At 37.1% G+C, this 19,193-nt stretch carries 20 protein-coding genes, 1 tRNA gene and 1 pseudogene; 6 read left to right on the forward strand and 16 right to left on the reverse strand.

Features of this window, described 5'->3' with window-relative positions; genetic code table 11:
- Nucleotides 1-360, forward strand: a pseudogene (locus ACFINE_RS05185) (tyrosine-type recombinase/integrase); the annotation flags it as partial.
- A 352-nt stretch (nucleotides 361-712) separates the two neighbouring features.
- Here the strand turns inward: ACFINE_RS05185 and ACFINE_RS05190 are convergent.
- The 4 genes from ACFINE_RS05190 to folE all read right to left on the reverse strand — a co-directional run bounded on the left by ACFINE_RS05190 (nucleotide 713) and on the right by folE (nucleotide 3,555).
- Nucleotides 713-1,219, reverse strand: coding sequence for a hypothetical protein (locus ACFINE_RS05190; RefSeq protein ID WP_015856440.1), 507 nt, complete (start codon nucleotides 1,217-1,219; stop codon nucleotides 713-715).
- Nucleotides 1,220-1,356: 137 nt separating this feature from the next.
- Nucleotides 1,357-2,529 (reverse strand): alpha/beta hydrolase, encoded by a 1,173-nt coding sequence (locus tag ACFINE_RS05195; protein WP_375607121.1) that lies wholly within the window; start codon nucleotides 2,527-2,529, stop codon nucleotides 1,357-1,359.
- Between the two features lie 192 nt (nucleotides 2,530-2,721).
- Nucleotides 2,722-2,806 (reverse strand) — tRNA-Leu (locus ACFINE_RS05200).
- A gap of 137 nt (nucleotides 2,807-2,943) precedes the next feature.
- Nucleotides 2,944-3,555: a GTP cyclohydrolase I FolE gene (folE, locus tag ACFINE_RS05205; RefSeq protein WP_375621295.1), complete on the reverse strand. Its 612-nt coding sequence runs from the start codon at nucleotides 3,553-3,555 to the stop codon at nucleotides 2,944-2,946.
- 125 nt (nucleotides 3,556-3,680) lie between these two features.
- Here folE and ACFINE_RS05210 point away from each other — a divergent pair, with 125 nt between their 5' ends.
- From ACFINE_RS05210 to thrS, 3 genes are all read left to right on the forward strand, one after another.
- Nucleotides 3,681-4,109: an iron-sulfur cluster assembly scaffold protein gene (locus ACFINE_RS05210; protein WP_375621296.1), complete on the forward strand. Its 429-nt coding sequence runs from the start codon at nucleotides 3,681-3,683 to the stop codon at nucleotides 4,107-4,109.
- Complete coding sequence (gene yidD, locus ACFINE_RS05215) at nucleotides 4,110-4,460, forward strand: membrane protein insertion efficiency factor YidD (RefSeq protein WP_375607118.1); 351 nt, start codon at nucleotides 4,110-4,112, stop codon at nucleotides 4,458-4,460.
- A gap of 111 nt (nucleotides 4,461-4,571) precedes the next feature.
- Entirely contained in the window at nucleotides 4,572-6,548 is a 1,977-nt protein-coding gene (thrS, locus tag ACFINE_RS05220; RefSeq protein WP_375621297.1) for a threonine--tRNA ligase, read from the forward strand.
- Nucleotides 6,549-7,596: 1,048 nt separating this feature from the next.
- Here thrS and ACFINE_RS05225 read toward each other — a convergent pair.
- The 5 genes from ACFINE_RS05225 to ACFINE_RS05245 all read right to left on the reverse strand — a co-directional run bounded on the left by ACFINE_RS05225 (nucleotide 7,597) and on the right by ACFINE_RS05245 (nucleotide 11,490).
- A complete protein-coding gene (locus ACFINE_RS05225; protein ID WP_375621298.1) occupies nucleotides 7,597-8,100 on the reverse strand; it encodes a MerR family transcriptional regulator in 504 nt (167 codons plus the stop codon).
- Between the two features lie 196 nt (nucleotides 8,101-8,296).
- Nucleotides 8,297-8,611 carry an integration host factor subunit alpha gene (locus tag ACFINE_RS05230; RefSeq protein WP_273791377.1) on the reverse strand — a complete coding sequence of 105 codons (315 nt, stop codon included), beginning with the start codon at nucleotides 8,609-8,611 and terminating at the stop codon, nucleotides 8,297-8,299.
- A gap of 77 nt (nucleotides 8,612-8,688) precedes the next feature.
- Nucleotides 8,689-9,663 carry a beta-ketoacyl-ACP synthase III gene (locus ACFINE_RS05235; protein WP_375611575.1) on the reverse strand — a complete coding sequence of 325 codons (975 nt, stop codon included), beginning with the start codon at nucleotides 9,661-9,663 and terminating at the stop codon, nucleotides 8,689-8,691.
- 49 nt (nucleotides 9,664-9,712) lie between these two features.
- The gene (plsX, locus tag ACFINE_RS05240; RefSeq protein ID WP_375611574.1) at nucleotides 9,713-10,783 is read right to left on the reverse strand and encodes a phosphate acyltransferase PlsX; all 1,071 of its coding nucleotides are present in this window, start codon (nucleotides 10,781-10,783) and stop codon (nucleotides 9,713-9,715) included.
- Nucleotides 10,784-10,932: 149 nt separating this feature from the next.
- Nucleotides 10,933-11,490 (reverse strand): DUF177 domain-containing protein, encoded by a 558-nt coding sequence (locus ACFINE_RS05245; RefSeq protein WP_375611573.1) that lies wholly within the window; start codon nucleotides 11,488-11,490, stop codon nucleotides 10,933-10,935.
- Nucleotides 11,491-11,711: 221 nt separating this feature from the next.
- On the opposite strand from ACFINE_RS05245, the gene ACFINE_RS05250 reads away from it, so the two are divergent.
- Complete coding sequence (locus ACFINE_RS05250; protein WP_375607172.1) at nucleotides 11,712-12,191, forward strand: outer membrane protein assembly factor BamE; 480 nt, start codon at nucleotides 11,712-11,714, stop codon at nucleotides 12,189-12,191.
- Nucleotides 12,192-12,266: 75 nt separating this feature from the next.
- Here ACFINE_RS05250 and nusB read toward each other — a convergent pair whose 3' ends face one another.
- The 6 genes from nusB to glyA form a co-directional block, all read right to left on the reverse strand.
- A complete protein-coding gene (gene nusB, locus ACFINE_RS05255; protein ID WP_375621299.1) occupies nucleotides 12,267-12,737 on the reverse strand; it encodes a transcription antitermination factor NusB in 471 nt (156 codons plus the stop codon).
- 2 nt (nucleotides 12,738-12,739) lie between these two features.
- Nucleotides 12,740-13,195 (reverse strand): 6,7-dimethyl-8-ribityllumazine synthase, encoded by a 456-nt coding sequence (locus ACFINE_RS05260; protein ID WP_375621300.1) that lies wholly within the window; start codon nucleotides 13,193-13,195, stop codon nucleotides 12,740-12,742.
- 81 nt (nucleotides 13,196-13,276) lie between these two features.
- Nucleotides 13,277-13,894: a riboflavin synthase gene (locus ACFINE_RS05265; RefSeq protein WP_375621301.1), complete on the reverse strand. Its 618-nt coding sequence runs from the start codon at nucleotides 13,892-13,894 to the stop codon at nucleotides 13,277-13,279.
- Nucleotides 13,876-15,006: a bifunctional diaminohydroxyphosphoribosylaminopyrimidine deaminase/5-amino-6-(5-phosphoribosylamino)uracil reductase RibD gene (gene ribD, locus ACFINE_RS05270; protein ID WP_375613062.1), complete on the reverse strand. Its 1,131-nt coding sequence runs from the start codon at nucleotides 15,004-15,006 to the stop codon at nucleotides 13,876-13,878. The genes ACFINE_RS05265 and ribD overlap by 19 nt, the downstream gene beginning before the upstream one ends.
- Nucleotides 14,999-15,481: a transcriptional regulator NrdR gene (gene nrdR, locus ACFINE_RS05275; protein ID WP_375611570.1), complete on the reverse strand. Its 483-nt coding sequence runs from the start codon at nucleotides 15,479-15,481 to the stop codon at nucleotides 14,999-15,001. Before nrdR ends, ribD begins: the two co-directional genes overlap by 8 nt.
- A gap of 11 nt (nucleotides 15,482-15,492) precedes the next feature.
- On the reverse strand, nucleotides 15,493-16,806 hold the full coding sequence (gene glyA, locus ACFINE_RS05280; protein ID WP_375621302.1) for a serine hydroxymethyltransferase: 1,314 nt from the start codon (nucleotides 16,804-16,806) through the stop codon (nucleotides 15,493-15,495).
- A 322-nt stretch (nucleotides 16,807-17,128) separates the two neighbouring features.
- Here glyA and argC point away from each other — a divergent pair, with 322 nt between their 5' ends.
- Entirely contained in the window at nucleotides 17,129-18,061 is a 933-nt protein-coding gene (gene argC / locus ACFINE_RS05285) for an N-acetyl-gamma-glutamyl-phosphate reductase (protein ID WP_375621303.1), read from the forward strand.
- 20 nt (nucleotides 18,062-18,081) lie between these two features.
- Here argC and ACFINE_RS05290 read toward each other — a convergent pair whose 3' ends face one another.
- Nucleotides 18,082-19,158 carry a COX15/CtaA family protein gene (locus ACFINE_RS05290; protein ID WP_375621337.1) on the reverse strand — a complete coding sequence of 359 codons (1,077 nt, stop codon included), beginning with the start codon at nucleotides 19,156-19,158 and terminating at the stop codon, nucleotides 18,082-18,084.
- Between the last annotated feature and the right edge of the window lie 35 nt (nucleotides 19,159-19,193).

Below are 19,193 nucleotides of genomic sequence, written 5' to 3' on the forward strand. Positions count from 1 at the left end.
AAAGTAAATTCCAAACAGATGTCTTTCTACCTATTTTACCGGAATTAGCCAAAACGCTTGAAGCTGGTCCTATTGGAAATGAAACATTTATTTGCGGGAAAAATGGAAATAAGCTCGTTAAAGAAAGTTTTGGCAACCTTTTTCGAGAGGCTTGTAAAGTAGCAGAAATCAAAAAATCAGCACATGGCTTAAAAAAATTAGCCGCAACACGCGCAGCTAACTCTGGTGCAATAGTATCACAACTCAAAGCAATTTTTGGCTGGACAAATGATGCTATGGCATCTCTTTAACACAAAGAGCGCAGATCGCAAAAGGTTCGCTATAGAGGCGATAAAAAAGCTTCAAAAAGATGAGGGATAGAGGCAAAAAACTCAATAGAATCAAGATTCACCTATTCCCTTATATTAGACATAACTATTTTATTTTACTTGCTTTTTATTTGCCTAATGAATATACTAACAACTTCATGACATTGGTAAAATTATCCGGCGGGCTATTATTAAAAGAATCAGAAAGTTTTTTGTAAAATTCTTTCCACAAACATTTTTTTCAATAAAGTCACCTAATTAATCAGCCTTAACTTTAGCAAAGATATAAGGCATGTGTTTCATTTATTAAAGCAAATTCTTTTCTTTAAAAAGGTTATAGCCTTCTATCTAACAGCGTTTTTGCTGTAAAATTCAAATTATCTATCTACTCAACTAAAGAACTTTTATTGTTTAGCTTTTGTGCTTTTTTCAAAGAGATGTGGGCTTTCAAGAATAAGCTTTTCTCGTGCTTTTTGTAACTGTTTAATGACTTCATCAATCTTTGACGGAGAACAAAAAGATTCTTGGCTATTCAACAAATGCAGCCTCTCCTTTCCCTCATATAAACATTGCATCTGAGATTGAAGTATTCTAACTTCTTGAAAAAAAAGACGTCCTGTTTCCTTAAAACCATTATTAAGTGCAAAAAGTTGATCAGAAATGGATAGCAGAATTTGTTTTAAAAAACGCTCATTTTCTTGGCGTTTACGATATTCTAAAATAAGAGCATGGCTTATCTCATCTAACTGTTTTTTTGTAGAATCAATTTGACGCAATAAATTTGGTTTTTCCCCCATATCACCTTTTCTCACCTTCACAAGCATAGCATGAATGTCTAATAACTTAATTGCGGAATGAGACAAATAATCAACAACTGTAGGCGTATTAACATAGCGTTTCCGTGCAATCATCACAAACCCACCTAATGACTGTTTTTTACATTCATCCCGCTATTTATTTTTCATTTTACAAGACCATTCTAAAGAAAGTGCTAAAAAATATTACCTCCAATACATTATTCGATGGAGCCCCTTCTCTCTTTTCACGATCAACGTGGAATCCGTGGAGAGAGAAAACGTACAGGTGTATAAAGGATAAGATGTGTTGTTTTTTCCAACACACTACTACCATCAGCAAGAAGGGCTTGACTAGGTGACAATTCTGTACCTTGCATAATTGTGGAAGCCAAAGAACCTTCTCGAGAAAGAGCCATCAACGTTGGCGAAGATGCAAAGACATTGTGTGCTCCCCCATCCACATGAGAAAAATCAAGAACAGCTATTCCATTTTTACGCAACATTTCAATATCTGAGCCATCGCCCACACGATGATGTCCACCCGTAAGACGTCCTGAAACCGCAAGAGCTTTATCTGCTCTGGATACTAAAATAGCGGTTGGCTGCGGAAGTTTTTTTATATCATTAAGTTGGCGCTCAAATACATCAACATCAATATCTGGTGCAGCCATTAATAAACTTGTAATACGACGAATAGGCCTATATTTTCCCTGTAACGCTAACGTTCTAAATGCTTCCATTATAACAAAATTGCCCATAGAATGTGCAATAACCGAAATTTGATCAGCATTGGTTTCACTAATAAGTGTTAAAAGCTCTATCAATCCGTCACGGGCAAAATTAGCACTGTCACGATCATAAATATAAAGAGGAACTGATCCGGCCGAAGGCCAAGAATAATGCACAGCGACAACATTTAAAGAATAATCGTGTGTAAACTGTGCTGTACGAAATGTACCATCTGCAAAATTATTATTATACCCATGGATAAAAAGAAAAATTTCTCTTTTTCCTTTTGGCTTTTTTGCTAAAGCAGCATTTAATTGCTGTTTAAACTGTTCTTTATTATCGTATTTTTGCAATGCTACTGCTGCAAAATACTTATCATGTGTAGGTTTATAGGCATTTATTTCAACAACTCCCTTTACATGTTGCTGAGGAATTCCTACGTCAACACGATTATAATGAACTTTATTTGATCGCTCTGCACCATAAGGTTGAGCGTAATTATTTTGCATCATACGACTCGTTGCAACATACACTGGAACGATGGCTTTTGGAGAAACTGGTTTCCCTTCAACCTCCCTTTCTACGGCAGTCATAGAAGGTGTTGCATGCACCCCATGCCAAAGTACAGCACGTGAATCACTACACGCTGATAATAAAGAAATACAAATAAGAAGTGTTAAATATCTCAGAATCATTATACTTCTCACTGCAACTTCACCCCACCTTATAAAAATATAACATTTCAAATGCATAGATAAAGTAATAAAAAACGAAATATTATTGGCAACACACCAACAAATAACATACAAAAAGATTTTTCTATAATGCCTATAAATCCCCTCTCTCTAACATAACTTCATCTCACTATGGAGAGACTCACTGCGAACTGGTGCGGTCGAGAAGACTCGAACTTCCACGGGTTGCCCCACAGCGACCTCAACGCTGCGCGTCTACCAATTCCGCCACGACCGCACGTGGAAAGAAAAAATCTTGGTTTTTAGCCTTTAACAAATCATAAAGAAAGGTACAAGCCAATTTTCTTTTTCTCATAATTTATTTTATCCGGATGCTTTATAACTTAATAGAGATTACGAGAAATGTGGGCTTTACTATGACCTTTGAACCATCATCATAAAATGTGCTTGTGCCGCTTGATCTTTTTCATAATAACCATGAAAGTTTTTTGTAATTGTTGTAGAGCCCTGTTTTTGGATTCCTCTCATAGCCATACACATGTGCTCAGCCTCAATCAATACTGCTACACCATGAGGCTTCAGATACGTTTTTAACGCGTGAGCCACTTGCGCTGTCATAGCTTCTTGAGTTTGTAAACGACGAGCAAAAATATCTACAACACGTACAATTTTTGAAAGACCAACAATTTTTGCATTAGGAAGATATGCTATGTGTGCTTTCCCAATAATTGGGATCATGTGATGCTCACAGTGTGAATAAAAAGGTATATTCTTTACGATTACGGCTTCATTGTATCCTGAAACCTCTTCAAAAACTGTACCTAAGGTTTCTTTAACCGATTGACTATAACCATTAAAAAGCTCGCGATATGCCTTGGCTATACGTTTTGGAGTATCTAAAAGCCCTTCTCTATTTGGATTTTCCCCTATCCATAAGAGTAATGTACGAATCGCTTCTTCCACCTTTTCAATACTCGGACGCTTTTCTTCAGATAAATTTGTGTCTTCTTTAACAACATTACGCATTCAAAAACTCCAAGCTTACTCTATACAAAGCATTTGCTCCATACCTATCTCATTTTGTATAATCTCTATATAAGCGAATTAAAAGTTTAAACAATCACGACTTTCAAAATTTCAGGCAATAGCGCATGATTGATACTATCTATAATGATAAAATACTTAAATATGCTGCACATATAGGCAAAATTGGGCGTCTTAATAATCCTGATGCAACATCAAGAAAACATGCACACCTTTGTGGTTCGACAATCACTGTAGATTTAAAAGTGGAAAATGGTATTATTACCGATTTTGCTCACGAAATACATGCATGTGTGCTAGGGCAAGCTTCAGCTTCACTTTTAGCATCTCATATCATCGGACAAACAACTCAAGATCTTAAAATATTGCGTGAAGTTATCTACCAAATGCTAACGCAAAATGGTCCTTCTCCTCAAGCTCCATTTGAGGATTTTTCTTGCTTACAGCCCATTAAAGACTATAAAGTGCGCCATGCAGCAACACTACTACCCTTTGATGCAATGATAGACTGCATTCAAAAAATTGAAGAAAAATAAATGTTCAAATCACAATCTAGACAAAAAAAGTTGACTCGGAATTACACAGGCACTTGGCAAAAAACACCCGGACGATTATTGGGTATTTTCTTAATACGTTTCTATCAAATAACACTTTCGAGCCTTATAGGTAATCAGTGCCGCCATGCTCCGACTTGTTCAGAATATACATATGAAGCGATAGCACGCCATGGGCTTTGGGCTGGTGCATGGATGGGACTCTTTCGTATCATGCGTTGTGGGCCCTTTGGAACAGATGGCTTTGATCCAGTCCCTCCATCGCTTGGAAATTCTTGCTGTTTTTATAAACCTTGGCGTTACTGGAAAATTTCTGACAAACACAACAAATAATCCTTTTCTTTTTTCACATGTATTGATAAAAAATTAGTCTATAAGCTTTTTACTCAATTTTCACGAAACCATCCGCAATCGTTAGCGGAATTGGATTAAGAGGGTTTTTTTATGTCTTGCTCTATTTCTCTTTTTTTTCCCGATGGTTCAAAACGTAATTACCCCGCCGAAATGACAGGCTTGGAATTAGCAGAATCTATTTCTAAATCACTTGCAAAAAAAGCAGTCGCCTATAGTCTTGATGGTATCACGCGAGACTTATCGGATCCATTGGGACAATCTGGTCAAGTAGAGATTATTACCCGAGAAGATTCACGCGCTCTTGAGCTCATAAGGCATGATTGCGCCCATGTCCTTGCTGAAGCAGTGCAAGAGCTCTTTCCTGAAACGCAAGTAACAATAGGTCCTGTCATTGAGAACGGATTCTATTATGATTTTGCACGCCAACAACCTTTCACATTAGATGATCTCACCGTCATTGAAAAGAAAATGCGTGAAATTATCCAACGCAATAAACCTTTTAGAAAAGAAATTTGGTCTCGTGAAAAAGCAAGAAAAGTTTTTTCTGAGAAAAAGGAATTTTATAAAGTTGAACTTATTGATAGCATTCCTGAAAATCAAGATTTAAAAATCTATTATCAAGGGGAGTGGTTTGATCTTTGTCGCGGACCGCACATGCAATCTACAGGGCAAATTGGGAATGCTTTCAAATTAATGAAAGTTGCAGGAGCTTATTGGCGTGGTGATGCCAATAATCCAATGCTCACGAGAATTTATGGAACAGCATTTGCAAATGAAAATGACTTAAAAGCCTACCTCCATATGCTAGAAGAAGCTGAAAAACGTGATCATCGCCGCTTGGGACGTGAAATGGACTTATTTCACTTTCAAGAAGAAGGGCCAGGAATGATTTTTTGGCACAAAAAAGGTTGGAAAATGTTCCAAAATTTGATCAGCTATATGCGTAGACGCCTTGATGATCATCAATATGCTGAAGTTAATGCACCACAAGTTCTCGATAGGTCACTCTGGGAAATATCTGGCCATTGGGGTTGGTATAAGGAGAATATGTTCAAAGTAATTTCAGCAGAAGAAGATTCAGATCATGGGAATGTTTATGCCCTTAAACCAATGAACTGCCCTGGTCATGTGCAAATTTTTAAACATGGTTTAAAATCTTATCGTGATTTGCCTATTAGACTTGCTGAATTTGGACTTGTTCATCGTTATGAGCCTTCAGGCTCTTTACATGGTCTTATGCGTGTGCGTGGTTTTACACAAGATGATGCGCATATTTTTTGTACTGATGAACAATTAGCCGATGAATGTCTCAGTATTAATGATCTTATTTTATCAACTTATGCCGATTTTGGTTTTAAAGAAATTAGTCTTAAGCTTTCAACCCGTCCAGAAAAACGAGTTGGATCTGATGCATTATGGGATCATGCAGAAAGTATCATGGAATCTGTCCTTAAAACGATTGAAACAAAATTTGCAGGACAAATCAAAACAAGCATCCTTCCAGGTGAAGGAGCATTTTATGGTCCAAAATTTGAATATACATTAAAGGATGCTATCGGTCGTGAATGGCAATGTGGAACAACACAAATAGACTTTAATCTCCCTGAACGTTTTGGTGCATTCTATATTGATAAAGATTCAGAAAAACGTCAACCTGTTATGATCCACCGTGCTATTTTGGGATCAATGGAGCGTTTTCTTGGTATATTAATTGAAAATTTTGCTGGACATATGCCACTTTGGCTTGCTCCTGAACAAATTGTTGTTGCAACAATTACATCCGAAGCAAATGAATATGCCAAAAAAATAACAGCAAAACTTAAAGCTGTTGGGCTTTCCGCAACAATAGATCTCCGCAATGAAAAAATTAACTATAAAATACGAGAACATTCTTTACAAAAAGTCCCCGTAATTTTGGTATGTGGCAAACGTGAAGCTGAAACAAACAGCGTAAATATGCGCCGCTTAGGAAGTACAAATCAAACCCTTTTATCTGTAGAAGATGTGATTAAACAACTCTCAAATGAAGCAACACCTCCAGATTTGCAACGTGTAATAAATGCATAATATCACGGAAGATGGTAATACGTTAATTTTTTACTATAAATCTTCAGTTTTTGTACAAAATGAAATAATTTGATATTGTAGTGTGTTTTTGTTTCATGCACAATGACCTGTCACCAGAAAGAATAACGTGCTCTCTCTCTACAAGGTGGATTGGTGAAAAAGTTGAATATAAGCTATGAGTTGTTTAAATGCAAAAATCATAGACAATTGAATATTAATAATAACATTAATCTTTTACCTTTATAATAAAAAAATTCTGCTATTATCATGGATAGATCATTACAATAATTATAGCAACATCAAGCAAGAAAACTGAAAACAAGATTATATTTATTAATAAAAAATATGTAAAATTAGCTGAACAATGGTATTTCTTATTCGTAAGATAAGCCCTTATAAAAAGGACAAGATATTGATTTATAATGATAATATATTGTTATTCATATTAAATAAGGTTTCGAATATCATAGGCTTCTCTTATTTTTAATATGTTTATGTTGAATCTATCAAAATCATTTGCTTGCACGAAACAAGCGGAATGAGTGTGTGGATAAAAATTATTGAGAAAGGACTTTTAAAATGCCTACAATGAACCGCCTAAAGTGCTAAGAATTGTTGCAGTCATTGAGAACAGGCTATAATTATAATGATGATGCCGACTTGAACCTTCATAAGTATAAAAATAGCAGTACTCAACGAATTTACCATTAATCATTCACGAGGCATTATGGTAAAATAAGATTAAGAAGCCTTAAGAAACATCTCTTTAAAACAAGCACATGAATTGGTAAGCTAATGGCATCCTACATCCCGCAATCTACACTGATGAGATATTGCCTTAATTTTTATAAAGCCAAATCAAAAAAAATGGCAAAACTCAGCGTTTATTCTTTCTCTTCTTCATATTTTACCAAATGAAAAACTCTTATAAAAAACTCGTTAAATATACACATACGATATATGACTACTCGCTGAACGTATAAAATTCTGGGCACATCCATAAAACATCTAAATATCTACGAAACACATATAAAATAAAAAAATATTATTATCGTGCTCTATCAAGAACACGCTTACATTCAATGAGTTCAAACAGAATTTCTTGTAACAATGCTTTATCAGTTTTATCTTTGTAAAGATTCACAGAACCGACAGATGTTTCTCCCTCATTCCTCATGAAACTCAAAAGCCCAAAAGAAGATTTCTTAGGCTTATTGCTAGCATTTTCAGAAGTTTGTACTGCATGTTTCTTCTCTATGACCACATTCATAGCATCAAGATCACCATTACCCAATGCAGTCACAAAAGCAACACCATTTTCTTTCAAAAGGCGTTGCACACCTTTTATCGTATAACCCTGATCATATAGTAACTGCTTAATACCATTGAGCAAATCAACATCGACCGGACGATAATATCGCCTTCCTCCCCCACGTTTCATTGGTTTAATCTGCCTAAAACGTGTTTCCCAAAATCTTAAGACATGCTGCGGAAGCTCCAATAACTCCGCTACTTCGCTAATTGTGCGAAAAGCATCAGAGCTTTTATCCATTTTGTAACACCTTATTTAAAACAAAATAAATTACTTCACAATGACTCATTCTGTCTCAATTTCTCAACAAGATTAGTCAAAAATAAGACCATCATTGATACCTTACTCACCAGTCTTTTTCTAAAAAATAAAGACCCTTATTTTATACATTTCTTTAACAAATACCAAACATACCATGGCATTTATTTATGAGATATCATTTTTTCTGTTTTGCACGATGCGAATCTAAAATTCTCTGTTTAAGGACATTGGCAGCCTTAAACGTCACAACACGTCGCGGCGGAATCGGTGCTTCAACACCTGTTTTTGGATTGCGTCCAACACGTTCATTTTTACTGCGAACCTGAAAAGTTGCAAAAGAAGATAATTTAACCGCTTCACCTCTTACAAGTGAGTTGCAAATCTCATCCAAAACCAATTCGACTAAAGCTGCTGATTCAGTATGTGACAAGCCCACTCTTTTACAAACTACGCTCGCTAAATCTGCACGCGTTACTGTCTTACTTGTCATTATAACCACCTATTAAAATATTAAAAATTACAAAATGACTTATACGTTTTCTTGAAATATGGTCAAGTAGCCATAATTTACCAACGAATAAGAATTGCTCCCCATGTAAATCCACCTCCCATGGCTTCTAACATGATAAGATCTCCTTCTTTTATTTTTCCATCGCAAACAGCTGTTGTTAAAGCCAACGGAACTGATGCAGCAGACGTATTACCATGTTGATCAACGGTAATCACAACTTTATCTAGTGAAATTCCCAGCTTTTTAGCAGATGCTTCAATAATGCGCTTATTAGCCTGATGAGGTACAAACCAATCTAGTTGTGAAGAATCCATACCTGCAGCTGCAAAACAATCATCAACCACATCCGTTATCATACCAACAGCATATTTAAAAACTTCTCGTCCTTCCATACGCAAATAGCCTGTCGTTTGTGTTGTTGAAGGTCCACCATCAACATATAGCTTATCTATATAAGCACCATTAGAACGCAATTTCGCAGACAATATACCACGCTCAAAAGCAATACCCCCCTCAGTTTCTAGTGCTTCCAAAATAACAGCACCAGCACCATCACCAAACAATACACATGTCGTACGATCTTCCCAATCTAAAATTCGAGAAAATGTATCGGATCCAATAACTAAAATTCTTTTAGCTCCCCCACACCGTAAATAAGAATCTCCTGTTGTTAAAGCAAAAATAAAACCAGAGCAAACAGCTTGAATATCAAAAGCAAATCCATGGCTCATTCCCAAAGCATGCTGAATTTCAACAGCAGAAGCAGGAAAAGTACGATTCGGGGTGGACGTTGCTAAAATAATACAATCGATGTCTTTTATTGTTAAACCAGCATTTGTAAGTGCTGCTTGCGCAGCCTCAACTCCTAAAGAAACAGTTGTTTCATTTTCACTGGCAATATAACGTTGGCGTATTCCTGTACGCTGAACAATCCATGAATCTGACGTTTCAACAAACTTTGCAATCTCTTCATTTGATAAACTTCTTTTCGGCAAAGCACTTCCTACACCACGTATAATTGACCGAATCATTCAGCTCTTACCTTTTCTTCAAATTTTTTATTTCTATTATAAGAGCTTATCATAAGGACTCTCCATTCATCACCACTTCATCTTCTTGGTCAAAAAGTGTTTCTTTATTTTCATGAAATCGCCGTAAATCAGCCGTTATTTTTTGTAAAAGTCCATTATTAACCATTTTATAACCAACACGGATAGCAGAAGCAAAGCCATTAGCGTTAGCACTGCCATGACTTTTTATAACAACACCATTCAAACCTAAAAGCACTCCTCCATTCACCCTATCAGGATCCATTTTATGTTTCAGTATACGAAAAGCACCCCGTGATAAAAAATAACCAAGAGATGTTAAAAAAGAACTGCGCATTGCAGAGTTTAAAATCTCTCCTATCTGTCGCGCGGTTCCTTCTGCGGTTTTTAAAGCAATATTACCAGAAAACCCCTCTGTCACAACAACATCGACTGTTCCTTTTCCAATGTCATTGCCCTCAACAAATCCTTTATATTCCAATCCTTCTAATTGCACTTCACGCAATATCATTCCTGCTTTTTTTATTTCATAAAGTCCTTTAACCTCTTCCACCCCCACATTTAAAAGCCCAACACTTGGTCTTTCAGTGTGATATAAAGCGCGAAACATACCTGCTCCCATAACCGCCAAATCAACCAACTGACTAGCAGAGGCACCAATTGTTGCTCCAATATCTAAAACAATACTCTCACTGCGCAGTGTTGGCCAGATACCCGCAATACCAGGACGTTCAGCCTCTGCAAGCATTTTCAAACAAAAATAAGACATGGCCATGAGTGCACCCGTATTACCAGCAGAAATGCAAGCATCAGCTTCACCATTTTTTACCGCTTCAATGGCGTACCACATTGATGATTTACCACGTCCATTACGAAGTGCTTGGCTTGGCTTTTCATCCATGCGTGTATAACTTTCTGTAGGGCAAAAGCGCGATACAGAATCCAAACAGGGATATTTTTTTAAAACCGGACGAACAGCCTCCTCTACTCCATAAAATAGAAAATAAATATTTGATAAATATTTTTGTACAATTGCTGCTCCTGCAATAGCTGCTTCTGGACCGTAATCACCGCCCATGACATCCACAGAAATTCTAATCACGCTTGCATATCCCACATCTTTTCATTTACATCTTTAAATACATATTATGATTTTTGGCTCCTGAATACTCACACAGCACATCTTGCGAAAATCGCTCCGCAGAAAATACCGTTTAGCATACAATAGATATTTTTTGTATGTTTTTACAATCACTTCCAATTTTTCAAAACAGAAAATGGAGAGAATTTTCGCTCTGCTTCTTCTAAATTTTCAACCATATTCATCTTTATCCCTTCTTTACGTGGATAATGATTAATAGACAACTCAAAAAACTCTTCCATGATTGCGCCAATATCAATTTTATCATCATAAAACACTTCAGGAGTATCAAGCCCCTCCACATCTAAAAACAATTCCCCTGTATCCTCTGATATTTGGGGCTTCATCAAATTTGAATCTTCAGGAACAAAAACAACCTCAATATTTTCACAAAGGATATTTTCTAATGGTTCTAATGTAACAACACATAACTGTAGTATACGCGCTTGCAACAGACCTTTTATACGCACTCCGCGTTTTTTCCACGGGAAAATATGGAATTTTCCCTCACAAGATTTTACTTCAATTAAATCATGGTTCTGGGCTAAATGTGTACATTCTTTTTTGTTTGCACAAAAATGAACCCTTATACCTTTAGCAGGTAGAGAACGTACAGATATTGGATAAGCCAAAGCAAATGTCATTTGAGGAACATTTTGAACATTCATTGACAACTCCCAAACATAAAAACGTGTAAAGCACTATGTTTTTATTTATCTCAAGTATTTATGCATTTTTTTCTTTTCTAAAGAAATTCTATATGGCATAATTTACTTTATAACAGGGAAACTCAGTGTAAGCTACGGTAGATTAAGTTAAAATTAGAAAAAACTTGAGGTTGCCTTCTTGTCCTACATCTCAGTATAAAAAGGAGATACCATTGTTTCAAATGCCTCACATAATAGCCTTAATCAAACGTAAATTATTGATTGGTCTATCAATAGCAAGCATAGGAATGCTTGCTGGGTGTAGCCTTCTTGATTCTTCAGGTTCGAGCCAAATTTATAGAGAGGGCTATGTTCTTGATAAAAATGCTCTAAGTTCTATCTCTATTGGCTCAAGTCAAGAGCAAGTTCTTTTAACTTTAGGGACCCCTTCATTAAAAACAAAATATGATAATGAAGTTTTTTATTACATCTCACAGACACGTTATCGTGGGATGCAGTTTATGAAAACAAAGATTATTGATCGCAAAGTTTTAGCCATTTACTTCAATAAAAATAATCAGGTTGCAAAAGTTGCAAATTACGGATTACAAGACGGTCAAGTGTTTGATTTTATTACACAAACAACGCCAACTGTAACGAAAGAACATCCTTTCTTAATTCAAATTATAAAAGGCCCTGCGAATTTGCCACCCCATAACTAAATTATATAGTCTGCATACCGTTTCAATATTATAGGTCTGATAATATCAGATCTATAATAGGGGGATTTGTAGCTCTTAGAGACGGACTTTTTTTGCCATACTGTCGAGAACTGCATTAACAAGTTTTGGCTCATCACCTTCAAAAAACGCCTTTGCTATGTCAACATATTCATTCATGACAACTGCAACGGGAACATCTTTACGGTTGATCAACTCCCATAAACCTGCTCGTAAAATTGCTCGCAATATAGAATCAAGACGTGAAAGAGACCACTCTGCAGAAAGCTGTTGATGAAGCAGCGGATCAAGCTGCTTTTGATCTTTTACAACACCCGTTATAATAGCCAAAAACCATTGAAAATCAGCTTCAAGATATTGGTCTCCATCAATATCTTTTCCCAAACGATAAGCCTCATACTCAGCTGCCGTTTCCATCACCCCCGAACCCACGATATCCATTTGATAGAGTGCTTGAACTGCAGCGAGTCTTGCTGCTCCACGTTTATTGGCTGAACGCGAAAAATGTCTGCTTTTTATATCAGCCATATTTAACGATTATCTCCAAATCTCTTTTTTAGAGCGATCATACATAAAGCAGCTTCAGCCGCAAAACCACCTTTATTTTTATCATCTAGTTTTGCACGCACCCATGCTTGTTCTTCATTTTCAACAGTCAAAATACCATTTCCAATAGCCAAGTGCTGATGAACAGTTAAATCCATCAATGCACGACAAGAATCATTAGCAACAATTTCAAAGTGATATGTTTCACCCCGAATAACACAACCAAGAGCAACATAACCATCATACGATATCTTGTTTTGTTCAGCAAAAGCTATTGCACTTGGTATTTCTAATGCTCCAGGAACCGTTACAACATCATAACTTGCTTCAGCTTTTTGCAAAGTATTCACTGCACCTCTCAAAAGCGCATCAGAAATCCCCTCATAAAAACGTGCTTCAACAATCAATACGTGAGGCTTTTTACGTATCTCTTTCATCATAATGGAATTCCACAAAAAACGAATCAAAAAAATCAAGGTTATAAAGCATAAAATTCTGAAAACAATCAATAGAGTGTTGGCTTATTCACCTTCTCTTTTTAAAGTAAAAAGCTTTGCAGCATAACGAGCAAGTTGATCAATTTCCAAATTGACCCGATCTCCAATTTTAGCTTGTCCCCACGTTGTCATTTCAAGTGTATGGCGAATAATAAGAACATCAAAAACACAATCCTCAACACCATTAACAGTCAAAGATGTCCCATTAAGAGCAATAGATCCCTTATTAACAATGAAAGGCATAAATTGTCTTGAAACTTTTAAATAAAAGCGAATTGCATCCCCTTCATTTTTTTGATCAATGATTTCAGCCAAACCATCAATATGACCAGAAACTAAATGTCCTCCCATTTCATCACCCAATCGAAGCGAACGTTCCAAATTAACAAAAGTTCCTTTTATCCATTGTACAAGATTCGTTAAACGTAATGTTTCTTCCCACGCCTCGACAACAAACCAATTGGAATCTTCTTGCTTTAATCCTCGCTCTACAATTGTCAGACAAATTCCTGAACAAGCAATTGACGCCCCAATTGCTAAGCTTTCTATAGCATAGCGGGTAGAAATCTTTAAACGAATCCCCTGCTTTAAAGGTTGAACATCTTCAACACAACCAATATCCGTTATAATTCCTGTGAACATAATGTCTTACGTCTCCACTTATAAAAACGGTCATTTCCAAACATTCTTGTCTCAATCTCATGAAACTGCGAGAGATAATTTCCAAAATGAGGGGCTTCAATACGATTTTTGCCTAAAACAATGGGGGTATGAAAACATATCAAATGATCAACACAACCAGCATTCAAAAATTTTTCCCCTGTCTTGACACCCCCTTCCAATAAAACACTGTTAATCCCATGTTTATAAAGCATCTGTAAAAGAGCAAAGGGTTCTACACAACCATTATTCATCTCGACCGAATAAACAGACACACCATATTGCTCCAATGCATTTTTTTTGCTTTTCTTTGAAATATCCACATCACAAATAACCCATGTAGGAATTTTTATGGCTGTTTGGACAACTTTTGCATCAAGGGGGATAGATAAATCTGCATCCAAAATAATACGAATTGGTGAGCGCATCTCCATCCCTGGCAAGCGGCAATTGAGTTGTGGATCATCTGCTAATATAGTACCAATACCAACGAGGATAGCATTATTTTGAGCACGTAGAATATGCGTATGGGCATGAGAAAGTGTTCCACTAATTTTTACGCTGCCCTTCTCTCTTTTTCCAACACCATTATCGGCAGAAATTGCCATTTTAAAAGTGACCGCACAGCGTTGTATCTTCCTTATGCACCAATGCGTCCATAAGGATTCAAAAGCCTCTTCAGCTAAAATGCCCTCAACCACTTCAATACCCGCCGCTCGCAAAAGAGCAATACCATGACCATCAACACGCTTGTCACAATCAGTCAGCGCAACAACAACTCGAGAAACACCTGAATCAATAAGCGCATTCACACACGGCGAAGTTTTTCCATAATGCGCACAAGGTTCTAAAGTAACATAAGCTGTCGCTCCTTGAGCCAAAGAACCTGCCATGTGTAAAGCTTGCACTTCCGCATGAGGACTCCCATGAATAGCTGTTACGCCATAGCCAACAATAAAAGCCCCCACAGCACCATTATCGTTTCGCACAATTAACGTACCAACGGAAGGATTCTCACCTGTAAGACCGACATGACGTTCTGCTAAACGAATAGCTGCAGCCATAAACCGTTCATCTTGCACTTTTTTATTCATCAAAACGAGATTCTGTATCCGCGATACCCTTTGACAATTCATCTATAACATCGTGAAAATCGCTTGCATTACGAAAATCTCGATACACAGAAGCAAAACGAATATAAGCAATATCATCAATTCTTTTCAATGCTTCCATCACAAGATGCCCAATTTTTTCTGAAGAAATCTCTGGTTCTCCCAAACTTTCAAGCTGGCGTACAATGCCAGAAATTGCTCGTTCAATATGATCAGGATCAATATTGCGCTTACGTACAGCCACATCAACTGATCGCATTAACTTATCACGATCGAAGGGTTCACATCGTCCACTTTTTTTAGCAACCAAGAGCTCACGCAACTGAACACGTTCAAAAGTTGTAAAACGACCACCACAAACGGAACACACACGGCGGCGGCGAATCACTGCCCCCTCTTCTGCTGGACGAGAGTCTTTGACCTGTGTATCCTCATATTGGCAGTAAGGACAGCGCATCCTTTGTATCCTTAACGAGTGGTAAGATAAGAGTAAAGAGGAAATTGATTCGTTATATCTTTTACCTTTTTCTCAACAGCCATTTCAACGGCATGATTATCTTCATCACTTTTTGCACTCCGAAGACCATCAAGAACTTCTGAAATCAGATGACCAACTTGAATAAACTCTTTTTCTAAAAAACCACGCGTCGTGGCAGCAGGTGATCCCAAACGAATTCCCGATGTTATAGATGGCGTTTCAGAATCAAAAGGAATGCCATTTTTATTGCAGGTAATATGAGCGCGTCCCAAAGCCAATTCAGCACGTTTACCTGTTAGATTTTTGGAACGTAAATCAACCAACAACAAATGATTATCTGTACCACCAGAAACAATATTAAAACCATTACCCTGTAATGTTTTTGCTAAAGTTTTCGCATTAGCGACAACATTGGCACTGTAACTCTTGAAAGAGGGACGCAAAGCCTCCTCAAACGCAACAGCCTTTGCGGCAATCACATGCATTAAAGGACCACCCTGAAGACCAGGAAAAATTGCAGAATTAATTTTTCTGGATAAAGCCTCATCATTTGTCAATATTAAACCACCACGAGGACCTCGAAGCGACTTATGTGTTGTTGTTGTTACAATATGCGCATGTGGAACAGGTGAAGGATGCACGCCACCAGCAACAAGACCAGCAATATGAGACATATCAACGAGTAAATGAGCACCGATTTCATCTGCAATTTCACGGAATCGTTTCCAATCCCATAGCCGTGGATAAGATGAGCCCCCTGCTATAATAAGTTTTGGCTTACGTTCTTTTGCAAGCTGCTCAACCTCATCCATATCAATAATCTGATCTTCTTGACGCACACCATAGGAAACAACATCAAACCATTTTCCTGACATATTAACAGGTGAACCATGCGTAAGGTGACCTCCAGCATTTAAATCCAACCCCATAAATGTGTCACCAGGCTGAAGTAAAGCTAAAAAGACAGCTTGATTCATTTGGCTACCAGAATTAGGCTGTACATTCGCAAACGCAGCACCGAAAAGCTGTTTTGCCCTTTCAATAGCTAAATCTTCAACGACATCAACAAATTGACACCCACCATAGTAGCGCTTTCTTGGATAACCTTCTGCATACTTATTGGTTAAAACAGACCCTTGCGCTTCAAGGACCGCTCTTGAAACAATATTCTCTGAAGCAATCAGCTCAATTTCATGTTGTTGACGCTCAAACTCCCCTCTAATTGCGTCAAAAATTGCACCATCAACAGTTTGTAAATTATCATTAAAAAAGCGCTTTTGTGCGTCATTTTCTTGCTGAGTCATAAAACACATTCCTAACATAAAAAAATAAAGTCAAAGAACGATAACACAGCAAACCATGCAAACCAAACATTTTAAACTACTTACACTCAAAAATAATGAGGCAAATATTTATCTTATTCTTTGTTATAAAAACAGCGAAAAACTTTCCTCTCGAGAATAGTAAAAAATGAGATTACATTTCTTTTTTACACTCTTAATTTGTTTACACCTTTTACAAAAAATATCTATAATCTAAAGAAATTCAATAATTTAATGATTAAAAATAATTTATAATGTGAAAAGCTGAATATAATAGGCAAAGTTAATACGAAGGCAAATAAGAATGCTAACCAAAGTTTTTATTGATGGTGAACATGGCACAACCGGACTACAAATACAAAAACGCTTAGAAAGGCGTACAGATTTAAAACTACTCTCTCTTGCTCATAAAGATCGCCATAATGTTCATCTGCGACAAGACTATCTTAATCAAGCCGATATTGCTATTTTGTGTCTTCCAGATGATGCTGCACGCGAAACGGTTCATTGGCTTCAAAAAAATAAAAACATTAGGATTATTGATAGCTCGACAGCCCACCGTGTTGCACCAGACTGGGTTTACGGTTTTCCTGAAATGACAGCAGGACAAAGAAAGCGCATCCAAGCAGCACATTATATAACCAATCCCGGATGCTATCCTACCGGTGCCATTAGTTTGATTCGCCCACTCCGTGAAGCAGGACTGCTAGACGCCGATTATCCCATCTCGATTAATGCAATCTCCGGCTATACCGGTGGTGGAAAACAGTTGATTTTACAAATGGAAAATCAATCTCAACAAAATATTCAGGGCAATTATTTTATCTATGGTCTTAATCTTGAACACAAACATGTGCCAGAAATCAAGATCTATGGACAAATCAATCAAACCCCAGTTTTTATACCAAGTGTGGGTCGTTTTCCCCAAGGAATGATTGTGAATCTTCCTCTGCATCGCCATTTATTCACAAAATCAGCAAACTGTTCTGATTTGCGCGAAATTCTTGCAAACCATTACGATGGACAAAATACCATTTTAGTTGCATCACAAGAAGAAACTGTTTCACTTGAAAGACTTAATCCAGAGTGTTTAGCCAATAAAGATGGTATGAAACTGTTCGTATTTGGAAATGATCGTGAAGGTATTTTTAATCTCAGCGCCATATTCGATAATTTAGGAAAAGGCGCATCAGCTGCAGCTATCCAGAACCTCGATTTAATGCTTGCAAGCGACTAAACCTCCCTACCCACAAACTTTTATTCAACAACGCGATATGCCCCTTTCGTTGCTCGCCAGTGTGCAACCGCAAAACATAACACGGCTAGTGCCATACTTTGATGAATGAGCCCTAAACTTATCGGAACCTCATGTAACACTGTTAAGATACCCAAGACTGCTTGGATAATAATCATAACACAAATAAGAAATGCACGACGAGAATGAGTTGAATGTGGAACATTTTTTTGTACATAGAAAGCATGAACAACTGAGACAATAAATAAAAAATAAGCAAAAAACCGATGAATAAATTGAACCATTAAGGAATTTTCGAATAAATTGAGCCAAACAGGACGATGCTGCAACAATCCATCAGGAATAATCTGCCCATCCATAAGCGGCCATGTATTATAGACTTTTCCAGCATGAAGCCCTGCAACCAAAGCTCCGAAATAAATCTCTATCAAGACGAGAATAACAAACCATGCCGCAAAATATTGCACCTTTTTATTTGCTGGCTTTTCTGAATATTCTGCAAGCCCTCGAGATAAATAAGTAACAAAAACAATAACAAAACATGCCGTTATAAGATGAAATGCCAAACGATATTGGCTCACACTTGTTAAATTACTTTGCCCAATCCCTGAAGCAACCATCCACCAACCAATAAAGCCTTGAAAGGCGATAAGAATAGGTACAACAATAAGCGGGAGTAAGATATTTTTTTCAACACGCTTAGTCGCCCAAAACCAAATGAGCCCCAATAAAGCGACAAGACCAACAAGACGCCCAAGAACACGATGCGCCCATTCCCACCAAAAAATGACCTTAAAAGCACTTAAGGTCATATCAGGATTAAGCAGCTTATATTGTGCTATTTGTTGATATTTTAAAAATTCCTCTTGCCATTGATCCTCACCAATCGGTGGAATAACGCCGTGTATTGGCTTCCATTCCGTTATAGATAATCCTGATCCCGTCAAACGAGTAGCGCCACCTACTAAGACAATTGCCAAACAAAGCAATAAAATAGAGTAAAGCCACACCTGTATATGTTTTCTATTTTCCTTTTGCACAGGCGTTAAAATGCTATTGTTTAATCTCTTTACTGCCATATCTGATTGCCCCACGCTTCTCTCCAACTAAAATG

The organism is Bartonella sp. AA97HXZ (assembly GCF_042196985.1).
Lineage (GTDB): Bacteria > Pseudomonadota > Alphaproteobacteria > Rhizobiales > Rhizobiaceae > Bartonella.

Excerpts from the sequence above, each read along its gene's own strand:
- ACFINE_RS05190 (WP_015856440.1), bottom strand. The coding sequence starts at position 1,219 with ATGATTGCACGGAAACGCTATGTTAATACGCCTACAGTTGTTGATTAT.
- ACFINE_RS05195 (WP_375607121.1), bottom strand. The coding sequence starts at position 2,529 with ATGATTCTGAGATATTTAACACTTCTTATTTGTATTTCTTTATTATCA.
- folE (WP_375621295.1), bottom strand. The coding sequence starts at position 3,555 with ATGCGTAATGTTGTTAAAGAAGACACAAATTTATCTGAAGAAAAGCGT.
- ACFINE_RS05210 (WP_375621296.1), top strand. The coding sequence starts at position 3,681 with ATGATTGATACTATCTATAATGATAAAATACTTAAATATGCTGCACAT.
- yidD (WP_375607118.1), top strand. The coding sequence starts at position 4,110 with ATGTTCAAATCACAATCTAGACAAAAAAAGTTGACTCGGAATTACACA.
- thrS (WP_375621297.1), top strand. The coding sequence starts at position 4,572 with ATGTCTTGCTCTATTTCTCTTTTTTTTCCCGATGGTTCAAAACGTAAT.
- ACFINE_RS05225 (WP_375621298.1), bottom strand. The coding sequence starts at position 8,100 with ATGGATAAAAGCTCTGATGCTTTTCGCACAATTAGCGAAGTAGCGGAG.
- ACFINE_RS05230 (WP_273791377.1), bottom strand. The coding sequence starts at position 8,611 with ATGACAAGTAAGACAGTAACGCGTGCAGATTTAGCGAGCGTAGTTTGT.
- ACFINE_RS05235 (WP_375611575.1), bottom strand. The coding sequence starts at position 9,663 with ATGATTCGGTCAATTATACGTGGTGTAGGAAGTGCTTTGCCGAAAAGA.
- ACFINE_RS05245 (WP_375611573.1), bottom strand. The coding sequence starts at position 11,490 with ATGAATGTTCAAAATGTTCCTCAAATGACATTTGCTTTGGCTTATCCA.
- ACFINE_RS05250 (WP_375607172.1), top strand. The coding sequence starts at position 11,712 with ATGCCTCACATAATAGCCTTAATCAAACGTAAATTATTGATTGGTCTA.
- nusB (WP_375621299.1), bottom strand. The coding sequence starts at position 12,737 with ATGGCTGATATAAAAAGCAGACATTTTTCGCGTTCAGCCAATAAACGT.
- ACFINE_RS05260 (WP_375621300.1), bottom strand. The coding sequence starts at position 13,195 with ATGATGAAAGAGATACGTAAAAAGCCTCACGTATTGATTGTTGAAGCA.
- ACFINE_RS05265 (WP_375621301.1), bottom strand. The coding sequence starts at position 13,894 with ATGTTCACAGGAATTATAACGGATATTGGTTGTGTTGAAGATGTTCAA.
- ribD (WP_375613062.1), bottom strand. The coding sequence starts at position 15,006 with ATGAATAAAAAAGTGCAAGATGAACGGTTTATGGCTGCAGCTATTCGT.
- nrdR (WP_375611570.1), bottom strand. The coding sequence starts at position 15,481 with ATGCGCTGTCCTTACTGCCAATATGAGGATACACAGGTCAAAGACTCT.
- glyA (WP_375621302.1), bottom strand. The coding sequence starts at position 16,806 with ATGACTCAGCAAGAAAATGACGCACAAAAGCGCTTTTTTAATGATAAT.
- argC (WP_375621303.1), top strand. The coding sequence starts at position 17,129 with ATGCTAACCAAAGTTTTTATTGATGGTGAACATGGCACAACCGGACTA.
- ACFINE_RS05290 (WP_375621337.1), bottom strand. The coding sequence starts at position 19,158 with ATGGCAGTAAAGAGATTAAACAATAGCATTTTAACGCCTGTGCAAAAG.